This is a genomic window from Methanosarcina barkeri MS (genome assembly GCF_000970025.1).
Classification (GTDB): domain Archaea; phylum Halobacteriota; class Methanosarcinia; order Methanosarcinales; family Methanosarcinaceae; genus Methanosarcina; species Methanosarcina barkeri.
In genome coordinates, this window is the sequence record NZ_CP009528.1 from 3,030,630 (window position 1) to 3,046,720 (window position 16,091).

Sequence of the window (16,091 nt, forward strand, 5' to 3'; positions counted from 1 at the left end):
AACTGGAAGCATTCGTTATTGTGGCATCCTCTTTTTACCAATCATTTTATCACTAAAAGGTTATTATTTTTTTCGATAACGTCAAGTATATATATTGATCAGTAACGTCTATTGAATAACGTTCGAATATGTGAGCTAACCATGGTGTATAATAATAATCAGAACATAGGCGAGTCTTCGGGGAAGATAGACGAACCCGCTGAAAATATAGGCGAGTCCGTTCAGGACGGAGACACGTCTGCGGCCGATCAGAAGAAGGAGGAGTCCGGTGGGGGTATGACCGAGCCCGAATCCAATCAGGTTAAGGCCGAGTCTGAGTCAGATCAGGATACGTATGAAGACGTTGACATCGGCTTTTCATTTGACAATACTTCTAATATAGATGTACCCAAACTTCTTATCGACCAAGTGCTGGGTCAGGAACATGCCGTCGAAGTCGTAAAAAAAGCGGCCGGTCAGAGACGGCATATCATGATGATAGGAACCCCAGGAACAGGGAAATCTCTGCTTGCAAAAGCAATGGCAGAACTTCTTCCAAAAGAAGAGCTAAAGGATATTCTTGTATATCCTAATATGGAAGACCTTAACAATCCTAAAATAAGGGAAGTTCCCGCCGGAAAGGGCAGAGAAATCGTCATGGCTCACAAGATGGAGGCCAGAAAGAAAGCTCAGGCCAGAAATATGCTCATGATGCTTTTTGTTGTGGGCATTATCATCTACTCTTATTTTGTTGGTCAATTACTCTGGGGCATTATTGCAGGCATTATGATTCTCATGCTAACTCGCCAGTTCTTGCCTAAAGAAGAAATGATGATCCCGAAACTGGCGGTTTCAAATTATGACAAAGAGCATGCACCTTATATCGACGCAACAGGAGCTCACGCAGGAGCTCTGCTTGGAGATGTAAGGCACGACCCATTCCAGTCCGGCGGGCTTGAAACTCCTGCTCACGACAGAGTAGAGGCTGGAGATATCCACAAGGCCCACAAAGGTGTGCTCTTTATTGACGAAATCAACACTCTCAAACTGGAATCCCAGCAGAGCCTCCTGACTGCACTTCAGGAAAGGGAATACCCAATTACCGGGCAGTCTGAGAGAAGTTCAGGAGCTCTTGTTAAGACCGAGCCTGTACCCTGCGATTTTATTATGGTATCTGCAGGAAACCTCGACGCCGTGCAGAAGATGCACCCTGCGCTCAGGTCAAGAATAAAAGGTTACGGCTACGAAGTTTACATGCAGGATTCTATGGAAGATACTCCTGAGAACCGGAAGAAAATGGTTCGTTTCGTTGCCCAGGAAGTTGTTCGGGACGGGCATATTCCTCACTTTGATGAAGGTGCAGTGGAAGAAGTAATTCGGGAAGCTAGAAGACGGGCAGGCAGGAAAGGGCACCTTACCCTGAAGCTTCGTGACCTTGGCGGACTTGTACGCGTAGCAGGAGACATTGCCCATTCCGAAGGTGCTCCATTAACAACCGCTGAGCACGTACTTGCAGCAAAAAGAATCGCAAGATCTATTGAACAGCAGCTTGCAGATAGTTATCTAGAAAACCGCAAAGATTACGAATCCTTCCTTAGAAAAGGTTCTGCTGTGGGCAGGGTCAACGGACTTGCAGTCATGGGTGGAGATTCAGGAATTGTACTTCCCATAGTATCCGAAGTCACCCCTGCACTTTCCGGAGCCGAAGGGCGTATTATAGCAACGGGTAAGCTTAAAATGATTGCGAAGGAAGCAGTGTTAAATGTCTCTGCCGTGATTAAAAACATGACAGGCACGGACATATCCAGACATGATGTTCATATCCAGTTTGTAGGGACCTACGAAGGTGTCGAAGGAGACAGTGCATCAGTTTCCATTGCAACAGCCGTCATATCTGCCATTGAGAAGATTCCTGTAGACCAGACCGTGGCAATGACAGGTTCCCTTTCAGTCAGGGGAGATGTCCTGCCTGTAGGTGGAGTTACCTATAAAATTGAAGCTGCAGCCCGGGCAGGCATTAAGAAAGTAATTATCCCCAAAGCAAACGAGGCAGATGTCCTTATCGAAAAGGCGTACAAAGAGAAAATTCAGATCATTCCTGTCTCCTCTATTGCGGAAGTAATGGAACACAGTCTTGTAGGTCCGAAAAAAAACTCAATTATCGAAAAATTGCGAAACATTACAAAACTCAGCTTCGATATTCCTGAGGTATCACCTGCTTCCGTGCAGGCTAAGAACCTTTTTGGATGCAGGAACTGATCATGACTATTATGCAGGATATTAAATTTTATGACTGCAGAGTAATTGAGGGCAGTTCCACCTCAATTATTCTGGATAACGGAAAGATCGAGGAACTATCCAGAAACTTTACACGGGGAGCCGGTGTAAGGGCTCTCTGTGGTGGTTCCTGGGGTTATACGTCTGTGGAAGGGGAAATCAACCTCAAACAGGGTGTCGAGGCAGCCTCAAAACTTGCTATTTCTATGAATGCCAGTACCCCCAAGGAAGACGTGGAACTTGCAACCATAAATCCTCCGGAAGTAAAGAATCTCCCTGAGATCAGAATCGATCCAAGGGATGTTTCTATTGAGGAAAAAGTCGATCTTTTAAAAAGCATAGAAGCCCATGCAAAAGTAAAGGGCATCAACAGCACCAAGGTAATGTACCTGGAATCCGAATTTAAAGTAGAATACAGGAGTTCCGATGGAATTGAAGGTGCTTATGAGCTTATGAACGTTGGTTTTGCGGTTTCGGCAGTTGCTTCGGAAAATGGGGTATATCAGGCAGGCAGAGAGAGCCGTTTTGGATACGGGTATGAGGTTTTCGAGAAAGAAAATGTTCTGGAACTTGCTGGTAAGGCAGGAAATACTGCAATAGAACTTCTCAAAGCGAAAACCCCTAAAGGCGGAGAAATGCCTGTGGTCCTTGACCAGGAACTAGCTGGCGTCTTTGCCCACGAAGCCGTTGGACACGCAGCTGAAGCTGATCTTGTCCTTGAGGGAGACTCCATCCTTGAAAACCGGATAGGAGAACAGATTGCATCTCCCCTTGTTACGATTATCGATGACCCTACCCTACATAAGTTTGGATACTATCCTTTTGATGCCGAAGGGGCACAATCAAAAAGGACAGAAATAATCAAGAACGGGGTTTTTAATTCTTATCTCCATTCCCGGGAAACTGCAGCGAAACTTGGAGGAACTCCAGGGAACTGCAGAGCTCAGGGCTATTCAATGCCCGTTGTAAGGATGAGCAATACATTCATAGATAACGGGGATGCCAGGTTTGAAGAGATGCTTGAAGAGGTAAAAGATGGGATGTACCTCATAGGCTCAAGAGGAGGGCAGGTAAATACCGGAGAAGGAATTTTCCAGTTCAATGCCGAAAAAGGGTACCTGATAAGAAACGGAGAACTCACAGAACTTGTACGGGACGTTTCTCTCTCCGGCAAAACTCTTGAGATTCTCAACCATGTGGCACTTGTGGGCAACGACCTTAAAATGACTGCAGGCAGATGCGGAAAAGCCGGGCAGCTTGTATCCGTATCAGATGGTTCTCCTCATCTGGCTATCTCAAAAGCCCTTGTGGGAGGTGCCTGAAGATGTACGAGCTTGCAAGAAAAGCTCTCAAGCTTGCAGAAAAAGCAGGGGCTGAAGAAGCTGAAATTTATTATGCTGCAAACCACTCAACAGGCGTGAATTTTAGAAAAGACGCTCTTGAGAATGCTAAAGACCGTTTCTCGGAAGGCATAGGAATCAGGGCTATAGTAAACGGAGCCGTGGGCTTTGCCAGCACGAATTCGGCAGCACAAATAGAGGATGCTGTTGAGGTTGCAGTTGCCGAAGCCAGGGTAAGAGAAAGTGACCCTGATTGGGTAAGTCTTCCTTCTAACGGGAAATATCCCACTGTCTCGGGTATCTTCGATAAAAAAGTAGAGACTCTGGAACTTGAATCCTGTATTGAGTATGCTCTGGCACTTATTGAAGGCACAAAAGAAGTTCCAGGCACGCTTCCAACATCAGGAGGCTTTACCCGGTCAAAGGGCAAGCAACTTATCCTGAACACAAATGGTATAGAAATCGAAGAGGAATCAACAGCAATTTCCGGTTTTGTGGATGTCATTACTGTAAACGGGCAGGCTTCAACAGCCTATGACTTTGGGATTTCCCGTTCTCTGGATATTGATTTCTTTGCCCTCGGAAAGAATGCAGCCGAGCTTGCAATGAAGTCCAATGGCGGAATAAAGATCGAACCGCAAAAAACCGATGTGGTTTTCCATCCGTTTGCCATTTCAGACATTATAGAGGAAGCGCTTGCTCCTTCGCTTGATGCCGATAATGTCCAGAAGGGAAGGTCAGGCTTGATAGATAAAGTAGGAGAAGAGCTGGCGGTGCCTGAACTCAGTATCTACGATGATGGACTCATTGAAGCAGGAATAGAAACATCGGCTTCGGATGACGAAGGTGTTCCTTCGCAACGCACTACCGTGATTGGAAAAGGTGTGCTTGAGACTTACCTCTATGACAGTTATACCGCAGGAAAAGCAGGCGTAAAGAGTACAGGAAACAGCTCAAGGTTTTCTTACACAAGCCCTCCTTCAGTAGGGCTCAGGAACGTTATCGTTGATTATCCTCAGACAGATGTTATTGCCGATACGCAGTCAGGGATCTTCGTAAACACGGTAATCGGCGCCCACACAGCAAACTCGATTTCAGGAGACTTCTCCGTAGAGGCCAGAAATGCCTTCACAATCAAAGACGGAGCTCTTGATAAGCCTATAAAATCCCTTATGATTTCTGGCAATGCTTTCGAGCTCTTGAAACAGATCTCAGGAGCAGGCTTTGATGTCAGGAAAGTTGGAGGAATAATTACACCTTCTATCCGGGTTTCGGATATGAGTGTTATAGGTTAAGGGCTCTTAAAAGAGCCTGTCTTCTTTCTTTTTTCAAGAATTGATATGTTGATTACTACCTCGACTATGCCAGATTAGACAGTTATTCCAATTGTATTTATTGATTTTACTACGAACAATAACTTTGTATTTTTGGCTTATCTCCTTTCGAGTATCTCCTTTTGAATATCTCCTTTCGAATCTGTTTTGCCACATAACTAACTTGTTTCTAACATGTCATACACAGGTCCACTTTTATATGAACTCATGTTTGGGACATATGTGATCTTATGAACATGTGAGATACAGCTATAGTTTCAAAAACATCATTAGCAATTAATTTTCATATTTTAATATCTGCCTGCCAATACAGGTTACATGCAATTGTGATTATAAGTCCTAAATACAGATTCTCTAGTAATTATATGTTTTTAATTATATATAATAATTATTAAAAACCATCGTTTTTACAGGTAAAAAATACAATCAGTAAAAATACGGTTCTGTATACGGCTCTGTATTGTTTTGAATGGGGAATTAAGTGGGAGATTATTTTCCGAATTTTAACTTTGATCACTCAGAATATTACTCAGAATACTTGATTCAAAGAAAAAATTTTGAGTTTATAGATTAAGCTTTTAAATAAAAAGGTGAAGATAATGCAAACGAAAGCCAAATGGACGTACATGGTTTATATGGCCGGTGATAATAATTTATCAACGGCTGGTGATGAAGATCTAAAAGAGATGAGACAAGTCGGTTCGAGCTCTGAAGTTAATGTTTTAGTCCAATTTGATAATGCGGGTATTGAAGGCACCAGGCGTTTCTATATTCAACGTGGGGGTATCAACGAGAAGGTTGAATGTTTAGGAAAAACCGACTCTGGAGATCCGCTTGTTCTCGAGAATTTCATAGCCTGGTCTTGTAAACATTATCCAGCCGAACGCTACGCATTAATTTTGTGGAATCATGGTGGGGGATGGAAACCTGGTGATTTTGACAGGCTCGCCAGATATGAGAGGACCAGGAATTGGAATGTACGTGAAGCGAATTTTTTATCAGCGTCAGAATTAAAGAGAACCTTATTCAATACGACTATCAGTAATATCCTTAATTTGGACTTACCGGAATTGAGGGAGATCTGTATCGATGATGGATCAGGCCATTCTCTAGACACAATAGAGCTAGGCAAAGTCCTTGCTTATGCAAAAGAAATAATTGGACAAACATTGGATATTCTGGGTATGGATGCTTGCCTTATGAGTAACTTCGAAGTGGCTTATCAAGCAGCACCATACGTAAAATATATTGTTGCATCTGAGGCAAATGAGCCTAATGAAGGATGGCCATACGAAGCCATACTTGACATGCTGTCCAAAAATCCGGAGATTGCAACGCCAGATATTTGTTGTGAGATTGTGAAGGTTTATACAGAAACTTACAAAAAATGGGGTCGATCTAATGTGACTCAGTCGGCTTTCGACCTTTCAAGAGTTAAAGATACCACAAAGAGTTTAGATTCGCTGGCTAAAGCATTGATTGATAAGATGCCTGATGTAATTAATAATATGCAGAGAGCTCAAAACAAATCGAAGAGCTTTTGCACCTACACTCTATGGGATGTGTCCCATTTTTGCAAGGTATTATCAGGTTTAATTCAGGACGATAATCTAAATCAGGCGATACAAAAAGTTATCACTGAATTTGAACCTAATTCGGAAAAATTCATTATTGCAGAATCGCATCTTGGAAATGGCTATGACCAATGTTGTGGAGCATCAATTTATTTAATTCCACCACTTCTTCCCGTTTCGGAATATTATGCAGACTTAGAATTTGCGAAAAACTGCAAAAGTTGGCCACTTATGCTTCAAAAATACCACGATTAATATCACAAGTAATGATCGGGAAAAATTAAAAATTTAATTTATTGGTCATCGGTTACGGAATTTTCTTACCTGAAAGCTATCGATTTTGCATTCGAAGTCAGCCTTAAATTTTAGCCTATTTACATGAAATAGGTACCAGGTTCCAGCTCATAGTTTATTAAAATATTTGATTAATGTTGAGGACATTGACGCAATTTATCACAAATCCTTACTTAACCGAAGACGCATGAAATTTAATTACATCAGGAGCGCAGATGATCACCAATATCCCCTCTCAAGCATGGATTGAAGCAAAATCTTACATGGATTGAAGCAAAACCTTAACATTATACATAGATAATATGAAGGATGTCCAGAACCATTAGACCTAATTTAAAATTAACTAAAATTCATCTCATCTATAAAAAACTCAACCAAATAGAAATGTGATCTGAAGGAATAAGATCCCAAATATCTTGGAGGTAAAGTCCATACTTGATTTTTAGAAGATTTGATGAATACCACAAATAAGATCAATAGATCAGTATAAAATAAGTAATATATTAGTTGAACAGGAAACTCTTATTAACAAAGGTTAATTACCGAAGATTATTGTCGGACAACCTGTTTAGGGTGGGATAGCCGCCCTAAAACAAATGAAAGTTTATGGCTTTTATCATTTTTCAATTTTCGTTTTCGGCTTCACCTTTTACGACCATCACAGGTGTTTTTGAATGCCTTACTACATTTTCGGCTATGCTTCCAAGCAGGAACCTATTAAGCCCGGTTCTTCCAAGTGTACCCATAACTATAAGATCCATATCTTCCTGTTCTGCAAATTTCATAATTCTGTCTGCAGGATGCCCTTCAAGAATTACCGGTTCGACCTTAACACCTGAAACTTTTCCCGCCTCTTCAACAAAAGTAACGGCTTTTTTCGCTTCAGCCTCGAGAATTTCTCTCAGTGACTCCTCCCACCCGAAATTTCTCGGAGTATAGCCCGCTGAAGCAATTACGTATACGGAGTAGAGTCTTGCTCCAGTAATCTTAGCAAGCTGAAGTGCTGCCTCAATTGCCTTTTCTACCTGTTTCGAACCGTCGGTTGCAATCATTATTTTGTCGTAACTTTTGTCTTCCAAATTAAAATCCCCCAATTAAAGCTCCATATTTTTATATTACGATTTTTACGTTACAATTTTTACACTACAATTTTTACACTACAATTTTTATACTACAATTTTTACACTACAATTTTTATACTACAATTTTTACACTACATTGTACAACTCTTATTCCGGAGCTTTCTATTACATCTTTGGAAATCTCTCTTGTGCAGACATTTGTATGTTTTTGGCTCTTCGTTGTTTTGTGTGGATATCCTCGTAATGTCTTCATAAAAACCAATGCGGTCTCGAATTGAAAATCATCTTATCCACAGGGAATGACAAAGAGCCTGTTTATTCACACCTGATGGGAAAATACATCTCCCAATACTGATATAGAGAGTCATATATAAATTACTTTTTCATTAAGTGTTATTATTTACTAATTAGATTCCCTCATCCCTGATATGCAACAAAAAATAATATTGTTTTAATATTATTTTACTGTTTTAATTCAGTATATTAGCTATATAGGGACAAAAAGTCCTCGAAGTTGAATTTATTCTCGACCATTCTGACACAAAAAGGAATTCTTTTTTTGCATACCAGAACGCTTATATATGGTTTAATCCTCACAAGGAGGTTGGTGAACGGGTAAGCTCAAATCAAATATTATTGACAATAATTATATCCAACATATTTTAACCTCCTCCAAAAAACCCCGTTCACAAACATATTTTTTATATTTTTCTTAAGTATATGCAAGTAATTTTTAGTTATTTTTTTAATTTCTTTTCTGTGAGAACTTCCTCTTCAATTTTTGAACATGCATTTTAGATAAATATCCTCCAAACAATTCCTTCACCGTTATCTTCTGTACCACTACTCCCTCATCGATAGCTTCCGTACTGATGCGCCCTTGCACTGATATTCCGTACTGATGCACTCTTGCACCGCTGGCTCCCATTGATAGCCCCTAAATTATGGAGCGATACTTAAAAGTACTAGCAGGATTGCAAGCCTTACAAACACGCTTATTGCCATTGAGTATATGACAATCTGAAGACCCAATTGAGTCCCGAAAATTGCTATTTTTCTTGGAAGCTGGCTTCGGAGAGCGAAAATAGGGAGCATGAACATACTGCCAAGCATGAGAACAATCATTGCCTGTATGTTTGTAATTTCTCCTGAGTGAATCATAGGGCCCAGAAGCGAGATTCCTAGGATTGGACTAGCCACATAGCTTGTCAGCGGGACAATCGACTCTGGAGGAATTTTAAAAAGTTTAGCAAGGGGAAGCACACTGAAAATTCCAAAAAACCCCTGTTCCTGAAGTACAAAAATAATGGTAGTTGCAATAATATAAACTCCTGCAATTTTTAAAAAAATCCTGAACTCTTTTCTGAAAGCCCGGATAATCGCACTTTTCAAGGAGATTTTCTCTCTATTTTGCGATTCAGGGATTTTGCAGGAGTTGCCTTTAAGGAACAGTTTGCTTGCAATTGCAATTACCAAGATTTTGAACACTGCTGTAACTACGAATACAATAGAATAAAATCCCCCTACCACAAGGCCAAGTGCGGGCAGAACTATTGGAATCTGATAAGTAAAAAGTTCCCGAAAATAAACAGGCGTAGAATTCATCATCGCACAGAGTAAGACCTCTCGATTTTCCAGACAATTCTCTTTTTTTGCCTGGGAAAGCATGCTATTTGCAGCTACCGTAGACCCTATTGACACCAGGAAAGCTGAAGCGCAGGTATCAGGCAGGTTAGTGTAGGCAAAGATAGGACTTACAAGCCTGGAAAATTTCTGCATCAGGCCGAGTTCTACAAGTACGCTTGTACCCACAAGCCCCACAAAAATCATTACAAGTACTGGAAACGCAAAATCAAGTACTTTGATGAAAAGACCTATCATTGTTAGTTAGTTCCATAGAAAAGTAATCAATATATCCAGAAAAGGTATGGAACTCAGTTCCGGAAAAATTTTAAATTTATGTTTATCTGACCTTTTAAACAGTTTCTCCCCGTACGACAAGCACCGGTTTTTTTGAGTGCCTTACCACATTTTCGGCCACGCTCCCGAGCAAAAACCTCTCAATTCCGGTCCTTCCGAGTGTGCCCATGACAATAAGGTCAATATTGTTTCTTTCTGCAAAATCGACAAGCTCATTTGCAGGAATTCCTTGCAGGATTACGGATTCAACCTCAACATTTGCAGCTTTCCCAGCGGTTTCGACATAAGAAGTGGCCTCCTTGCCTTCAGCCTTGAAGTATTCAAGAATGGCCTTTTCCCATCCAACGTTCTTCGGATAGGTTATCGAAAACCCTTCAGAAGCAATCACGTACACAACATATAGTTTTGCACCGCTTATCTTTGCGATTTCAACTGCTGTTTCGACCGCTTTTCTAACAGATTCCGAACCATCGGTCGCAACCATTATCTTCCTGTAAAAACTGTTAGTCATACCTGACTCCCCATTTTCTTTTGAATTTATATTTGTTGATATGACATAATCCTTTATAAAGTATCATTCAGGAAAGAATCGATGGCGCAGATCGGAAAATTGCTTGAAACCGAGTGCGTCATCCAGATTTTATTTATTTGCAAGTTCTACAGCAGTTCAGCTAAAGTAACTTTTCTTTAAACTTCGTTTACCTCGGCAAAAACAAGAGCATGTGTAGGGCAGGCTTCAACGCATGCAGGCATATCTCTACCCTCGCAGAGATCACACTTTATTCCTGCTTCAGCTTGCCTGCTGATTACCTTACGATTGTGATTCATGGAACTGGTCCAGCAGCCCATAACAAGAATCATATGATATAAAGGAGTAAAACGTGAACATACTGTAGAACAGGTCCAGCAGTCTACGCAAAGATTCGGGTCATAGCTTATCATGCTGGCGTTTTCATCCTGATAGATAGCTTTTGTAGGGCAAACCGAAACACAGGGAGCATCCTTACAGTGACGGCAGGTAATGGGAAGAGAAACTCCAAGGTCAGGGACAGGCTCCAGATTGATACGTTTTTTCGGAGCCGGCTTTTCTCCTATAGCCAAAAAGAGGCTTTTGCTCTCTGAATGTGCAATGGCACATGCAGTCTCACATGAACGGCAGCCCATACATCGTTCGGGACGAATCATTAAATCCTTCATTATAAATCATCTCTTAGTTCAAGCCTAGAGCCTTTCTTTTTTCGTCAATATGCTCAAGCATCAGGTCTGCAGCTTTAAGGGGATCAGGCTCAACCGCAAAGCTTGCTCTGACTACGTCGTTCAAGCCTCCTGTCAGAAGGGACGTAACAGCCTGACTTCCAAGAACAGCCGGAATAGTCCCGAGCACGGTAAATACACCGGATGAAACTACATAAGCCCCGATACTAACTGCCTTTTCGCTCATCCATTCGGGAGCTGCTCCTGCTGCTGGAAGATCACTTATGTCCACACCCAGGCGATTTGCAATCGCGGATGCAAGCACAAGGATACGGCTGATATCAACACAGGAACCCATGTGCAGGACAGGGGGTATGCCCAGAGCCTTACAGACAGCTTTTAACCCATCGCCTGCCATTTCGGAGGCTTCCGGCAGAAGAAGCCCTGCTTCGGCGCAGGCAATTGCATTGCAGCCGGTTGTGACCACAAGCACATTGTTTTTGATCAGTTCTTTAACGAGGTTGACATGGCCGTAGTTGTGCTTTATTTTTACGTTATTGCAGCCGACAACAGCCCCAATTCCTCGAACTGCCCCGCCTGTTATCGCCTCAATGAGAGGGTCAGGGCTTCCTCCAAGAGCATTGAGAATAGCTTCGGCACTGAAGCCTGCCATGCACTCCTGCTTCTCTTCAGGTATAGTAACCTTTTCCGGAATCCTGTTAGGGAAGTTTTCGACAGCAGTCCTTACGATTTCTTTTGCAGTTTCATAAGCTCTGTCCTCATGGAATTCCATTCTTACGGTGTTGGGAAAATCGGCCTTTGGAGATGTGGATATAAACTTTGTGTGGTAGCAGCCTGTAAGTTCTCCAAGCGAGGGCATGATACACTGGACATCAACAACCATAGCTTCCACAGCGCCTGTAATTACTGCCAGTTCCTGCTGAAGGAAATTTCCTGCTATGGGAATCCCGTGACGCATCAGGGTCTCGTTACCAGTACAGCATATTCCTATAACGTTGATGCCTGCTGCACCCTTTTCCTCTGCAAGTTTAAGGAGTTCGGGGTCTTCTGCAGCTTCCACGATCATTTCTGAGAGAATAGGCTCGTGCCCGTGGACAATTACATTTACTTTATCTCTGGACAGCACCCCCAGATTAACGGTGCTTTTTCTAGGCTGCGGAGTTCCGAAAAGTATGTCCTGGACATCGGTGGCTATCATCGAGCCTCCCCAGCCATCGGAAATCCCTGTACGCAATCCTTGCAGCAGGATATGAACCGCATCATTGTCCACACCTATATGAGTCCTGTGCATGCATTCCACGATTTCCCGGTCAATTCCCCTGGGCTCTATTCCAAGCTCGGCCCAGAGCTTGAGCCTTGATTTAGGAACTCTTTTGGTACACTGGAGATGTCCGTCCTGTTTTCCGAATTCCTGAAGCAGTACATCGGCAAGGTTGGCTGCAATTTCCTCCAGGCTTTTTCCATCAGAGGGAATTCCATATTCCGAGGCAAGAGATAGCAGTTTTGCTTCATCTTTTATTCTGTAACTTCCAGCTTCTCCTTCACTCATTTTCTTAAAGGTAAGAACAGCGTCTCTTGCATGGTCGGAATGAGCTGCTGCACCTGCGGCAATCATTCTAAGGAAATTCCTTGCAACTATGATGTCTGCAGTAGCACCACAAATTCCCTTTTGAGCTCCCTCTCCGAAGGGATCTATCCTGCATGGACCCATATTGCAATTCCGACAGCAAACTCCTAGCTGCCCGAAACTGCACTGAGGAAGTTGTTTTTCATATCTATCCCAGGCGGTTTCAATGCCTTCTTCTTCAGCCTTCTGAAGAATTTTCTGGCTTGCAAGGTCAATGCTTTTCTCATCTATTTCCGTCTTCATCTCATATCCCACATTTAGTATGAAAATGCTGCCATCTGCAAGCATTTTCATTGGTTGTGCATTTTATTCAAAATACGTGTTTGTTTCTCGATTCCTTCTGGAACCACCGAAACTTCACTTCAAACTCCCTGATTTGAAGAATTAGTCCCTAAATCTGTGATCCAAAAGCAACTTTATCTGGCTGCTTTTTTATTTTTGAGTTCCAGCCCTATATAATCTTAAAACTGGTTAATTTGGAAAAATTCTTCAGGATAATCAAATTTTATTGTTTTATAAACTTTTTTAAAAAAATCTGCAGTTGTATTTAGATAGAGCTCACCCTAAAACCAAAATTGACACCCTGAATCTCTAATTTTGAACAATGAATTGAGTTTTGAAATTAACTTAGTTTGAAATTAACTTAGACATTTGTTCAAATCTTTGAAGATCTTTGAGAATTGGCGATATGTTTGTGGACTACTTAGAGGCTAGTGCACTCTTTCTGTGTTTATTCCTATCCCATTTATTTTCTAGACTCGATGTAATCTCTCTTGACTTCATCGAGTCTGTATTCCATTTTATACCTTATATTGTGGTTTCATTATTTTCAAGTTGTGTAGAGAAGTTGTGTTTCACTGTTGTGTAGTAAGTTGGGTAGTAAGTTGGGTAGTAAGTTGTGTTTCTACTGTTGTGTAGTAAGTTGGGTAGAGAAGTTTTGGAGGCTGTCTAAAGGTCGCTTATTAACAAATTTTTGATATGTACCATTTTTCCAATTTATTTTTAGGCTTAGATTAATGTTGCACAAATAACCCCGATCTGTTTAATAGGTTTTATCAGAAGTTAAAAGCATGCCATTTCCGATAAAAATCCTTGTGAAGTATTTGCTTTGAAAGCTTCTTCTCTGTTTTTTATTCATCAATTGGTTCTCCTCTATCCTAAGTTTTATTCATTTTTTTTGCCATAGAATTACGGAATCATATTTCCGATTTATAATATAAATAAATTATGTTTGTAAGATAAAAAATTAAGCAAAAGTACCATATAATATAAAAATAGATTGCTTTATTCTAAAAAGATCTATATGGAAAGCTCTCTAAACTTATTTTTACTATCCCAGTTTAAACTTAGAAATCAAACAGTACAAATTCATTACAAAATATTTGATATATTATAAATAGAGAGTATTATAGAGTCAATGGATTGAAACTTGTAATTCTCTAGTGGAATTCACATAAAATTTAAGAAAGTCTTAAAAGTCATTTTGAATACCGTTACCCAAGTAAAAGTATTATAATATGTATTTATAACATTAATAAAATATTATTTTTGATATTAGCTTATATAAAGAATAACATTCGATAGAGTGGACAAGCTTCAAATCATAAGTGCCTGTAAATATATAGATTACATTAAAATAGGAGTATGAATTGAATACGGTTAAGTAACGGGATAAAGTTCATATCCGCAGAACAAAAAGCAAGGATTAAAAACAATCAGCTTTCCTTACTACATATTAAACTTTGTCTCCTCCTATAGGAAAAGCGACTTTAACGGTGAATTTTGGTGAAAAAAAATCTTATGGATATTCTGGCCTGCCCTATATGTAAGGGCGACCTGGTTTTGAACGTTGTCGAAGAAAATGAAGAAGAGGTCATATCCGGAACCCTCTACTGCCCTGTATGCAACGAGCACTATCCCATTGATGAGGGAATCCCAAACTTACTTCCTCCTGACCTTAGAAACTGATGTGAGGGTTAAACTTGCAGCAGACATTCCAGAATGTTATTATCAACCGACAAGAGATAAACTCAATTGAGTTTGAAAAGGAAAGTGTTGAGATTTCACTATCTCCCGGCGGAGAAGAAACCTTCGAGATCCTGATCACAAACTACGGGTCCCCTACGCATATTCACTTTTCAGTAAGTGACGAATTAAAAGGTCAGATCATTTTTCGGAGGGATAACCCATATGTGCTTCAGAAAGAATACGTTTCTGTAGTTGCAAGAATCCCGCAAGAAGGCAGGGTGCTTACAAAAGGACAGATATATATCACGGCGGGTTACGGCTCAAGAAAGAAAGGTTTTCCAGTCCAGCTTGGAAAAATCGATCCAAAGCCGCAGGAACACTCCGAAGATGATCACCATGCAGGAAATCAAGACGAAGAATTGAGTTCTCAAAGATCCTCAGCTACACTACCTGTAAAGATGCTCTCTCACCCAAAATCAGGAAGCGGAGTTGACGGGTTTTCATCTTTTATCCACAGAAGCTTTACAGGAAATTTTTCAGCCACGGGAAGAAAGATTCCCAAAAATATAAGTGAAAATGAAAAACTTCCTATGAATATCGCTTTTGGAGGCTTTTTACTACTTGTATGCTTATTCTTCCTCTACTTTATATTGCCATCGAGCCTGCAGTTTAAAGTTGGCTTTGCCCAGTCGGTTTTGTTTTCAATACTTTTTGTGACCTGTATGATATATATTCTGCTGAAAATTGCAGAAGAGATCTAAACCCTTTAGGAGAACTACAGTTTAAACCCGAGTTTATATATTTTGAACCTGACATCCACTCAATTCATTTCCGATTCATAACTGAGAGTCGATTTTCAGGTTCATAAGTCAGAACTCATTTCAGGTTTATAACTGAGAGTCGATTTTCAGGTTCATAAGTCAGAACTCATTTCAGGTTTATAACTGAGAGTCGATTTTCAGGTTCATAACTGAGGTTAACTTTAGATTTAGAACTGAGATTAACTTCAGATTTAGAACTGAAATTAACTTCAGATTTAGAACTGAAATTAACTTCAGATTTAGAACTGAAATTAACTTTTTAACCCGAGGTGAAAATTCACTTCAGGAGCATAAGTAAGACTTCATCTTGTTCAAAACTGAGAAAATCATGGAACAATCCATTATGGGCATTCATAAATATTTATAATTGCAGAATAACCTGAAAACAAGAAAATTGTACTTTTCTGTATCTTATTTTCCTTCACTCCAGGCTTTTCAGTCCGCCGGCACTTTAGCTATTACTTAAAGAATTCTATTTCATTTGGGTCTATTCTCTTACTTTCACTTCTTATTTGAGTCTGTTCATTTTTAGAAGTTGAGAGTAATTTTTATATCATGAAGATATTGGTATTGTGTTCGTACCAGAGGATTAATGACAGATTTCTTATACATTACTAATTTAATTATTTCCTGTCTAACTCCGTATAATATCCTTTAGCA

12 protein-coding genes and 1 pseudogene are annotated in these 16,091 nt (G+C 40.5%); 6 read left to right on the plus strand and 7 right to left on the minus strand.

Annotation, left to right across the window (positions count from 1 at the left end; translation table 11 throughout):
• Nucleotides 1–141 precede the first annotated feature (141 nt).
• From lonB to MSBRM_RS12190, 4 genes are all read left to right on the plus strand, one after another.
• Nucleotides 142–2,238 carry an ATP-dependent protease LonB gene (gene lonB, locus MSBRM_RS12175; RefSeq protein ID WP_048116427.1) on the plus strand — a complete coding sequence of 699 codons (2,097 nt, stop codon included), beginning with the start codon at nt 142–144 and terminating at the stop codon, nt 2,236–2,238.
• Nucleotides 2,226–3,578, plus strand: a complete 1,353-nt coding sequence (locus MSBRM_RS12180; RefSeq protein ID WP_048116425.1) for a TldD/PmbA family protein — start codon at nt 2,226–2,228, stop codon at nt 3,576–3,578. The genes lonB and MSBRM_RS12180 overlap by 13 nt, the downstream gene beginning before the upstream one ends.
• 2 nt (nt 3,579–3,580) lie before the next feature.
• A complete protein-coding gene (locus tag MSBRM_RS12185; RefSeq protein ID WP_048116423.1) occupies nt 3,581–4,891 on the plus strand; it encodes a TldD/PmbA family protein in 1,311 nt (436 codons plus the stop codon).
• A 638-nt stretch (nt 4,892–5,529) separates the two neighbouring features.
• The gene (locus MSBRM_RS12190; RefSeq protein WP_048116421.1) at nt 5,530–6,759 is read left to right on the plus strand and encodes a clostripain-related cysteine peptidase; all 1,230 of its coding nucleotides are present in this window, start codon (nt 5,530–5,532) and stop codon (nt 6,757–6,759) included.
• 270 nt (nt 6,760–7,029) lie between these two features.
• Here MSBRM_RS12190 and MSBRM_RS20510 read toward each other — a convergent pair.
• The 7 genes and pseudogenes from MSBRM_RS20510 to cooS form a co-directional block, all read right to left on the minus strand.
• Nucleotides 7,030–7,263: pseudogene (locus MSBRM_RS20510) on the minus strand (IS1182-like element ISMac20 family transposase); the annotation flags it as partial.
• A 158-nt stretch (nt 7,264–7,421) separates the two neighbouring features.
• Nucleotides 7,422–7,877 carry a universal stress protein gene (locus MSBRM_RS12195; RefSeq protein ID WP_048157078.1) on the minus strand — a complete coding sequence of 152 codons (456 nt, stop codon included), beginning with the start codon at nt 7,875–7,877 and terminating at the stop codon, nt 7,422–7,424.
• 748 nt (nt 7,878–8,625) lie between these two features.
• Nucleotides 8,626–8,808, minus strand: a complete 183-nt coding sequence (locus MSBRM_RS12200) for a hypothetical protein (RefSeq protein ID WP_048116419.1) — start codon at nt 8,806–8,808, stop codon at nt 8,626–8,628.
• A gap of 14 nt (nt 8,809–8,822) precedes the next feature.
• Nucleotides 8,823–9,761: a nucleoside recognition domain-containing protein gene (locus MSBRM_RS12205; RefSeq protein WP_048155841.1), complete on the minus strand. Its 939-nt coding sequence runs from the start codon at nt 9,759–9,761 to the stop codon at nt 8,823–8,825.
• Between the two features lie 94 nt (nt 9,762–9,855).
• A complete protein-coding gene (locus MSBRM_RS12210; protein ID WP_048116415.1) occupies nt 9,856–10,311 on the minus strand; it encodes a universal stress protein in 456 nt (151 codons plus the stop codon).
• 176 nt (nt 10,312–10,487) lie between these two features.
• Nucleotides 10,488–10,997 carry a 4Fe-4S dicluster domain-containing protein gene (locus MSBRM_RS12215; RefSeq protein WP_048116413.1) on the minus strand — a complete coding sequence of 170 codons (510 nt, stop codon included), beginning with the start codon at nt 10,995–10,997 and terminating at the stop codon, nt 10,488–10,490.
• Nucleotides 10,998–11,010: 13 nt separating this feature from the next.
• A complete protein-coding gene (gene cooS, locus MSBRM_RS12220) occupies nt 11,011–12,885 on the minus strand; it encodes an anaerobic carbon-monoxide dehydrogenase catalytic subunit (protein ID WP_048122652.1) in 1,875 nt (624 codons plus the stop codon).
• Between the two features lie 1,542 nt (nt 12,886–14,427).
• Here cooS and MSBRM_RS12225 point away from each other — a divergent pair.
• Nucleotides 14,428–14,610 carry a methytransferase partner Trm112 gene (locus MSBRM_RS12225; RefSeq protein WP_048155842.1) on the plus strand — a complete coding sequence of 61 codons (183 nt, stop codon included), beginning with the start codon at nt 14,428–14,430 and terminating at the stop codon, nt 14,608–14,610.
• Between the two features lie 14 nt (nt 14,611–14,624).
• On the plus strand, nt 14,625–15,371 hold the full coding sequence (locus MSBRM_RS12230; RefSeq protein ID WP_048116409.1) for a DUF7524 family protein: 747 nt from the start codon (nt 14,625–14,627) through the stop codon (nt 15,369–15,371).
• The last annotated feature ends 720 nt before the right edge of the window (nt 15,372–16,091 follow it).

Excerpts from the sequence above, each read along its gene's own strand:
- lonB (WP_048116427.1), top strand. The coding sequence starts at position 142 with ATGGTGTATAATAATAATCAGAACATAGGCGAGTCTTCGGGGAAGATA.
- MSBRM_RS12180 (WP_048116425.1), top strand. The coding sequence starts at position 2,226 with ATGCAGGAACTGATCATGACTATTATGCAGGATATTAAATTTTATGAC.
- MSBRM_RS12185 (WP_048116423.1), top strand. The coding sequence starts at position 3,581 with ATGTACGAGCTTGCAAGAAAAGCTCTCAAGCTTGCAGAAAAAGCAGGG.
- MSBRM_RS12190 (WP_048116421.1), top strand. The coding sequence starts at position 5,530 with ATGCAAACGAAAGCCAAATGGACGTACATGGTTTATATGGCCGGTGAT.
- MSBRM_RS12200 (WP_048116419.1), bottom strand. The coding sequence starts at position 8,808 with ATGGGAGCCAGCGGTGCAAGAGTGCATCAGTACGGAATATCAGTGCAA.
- MSBRM_RS12205 (WP_048155841.1), bottom strand. The coding sequence starts at position 9,761 with ATGATAGGTCTTTTCATCAAAGTACTTGATTTTGCGTTTCCAGTACTT.
- MSBRM_RS12210 (WP_048116415.1), bottom strand. The coding sequence starts at position 10,311 with ATGACTAACAGTTTTTACAGGAAGATAATGGTTGCGACCGATGGTTCG.
- MSBRM_RS12215 (WP_048116413.1), bottom strand. The coding sequence starts at position 10,997 with ATGAAGGATTTAATGATTCGTCCCGAACGATGTATGGGCTGCCGTTCA.
- cooS (WP_048122652.1), bottom strand. The coding sequence starts at position 12,885 with ATGAAGACGGAAATAGATGAGAAAAGCATTGACCTTGCAAGCCAGAAA.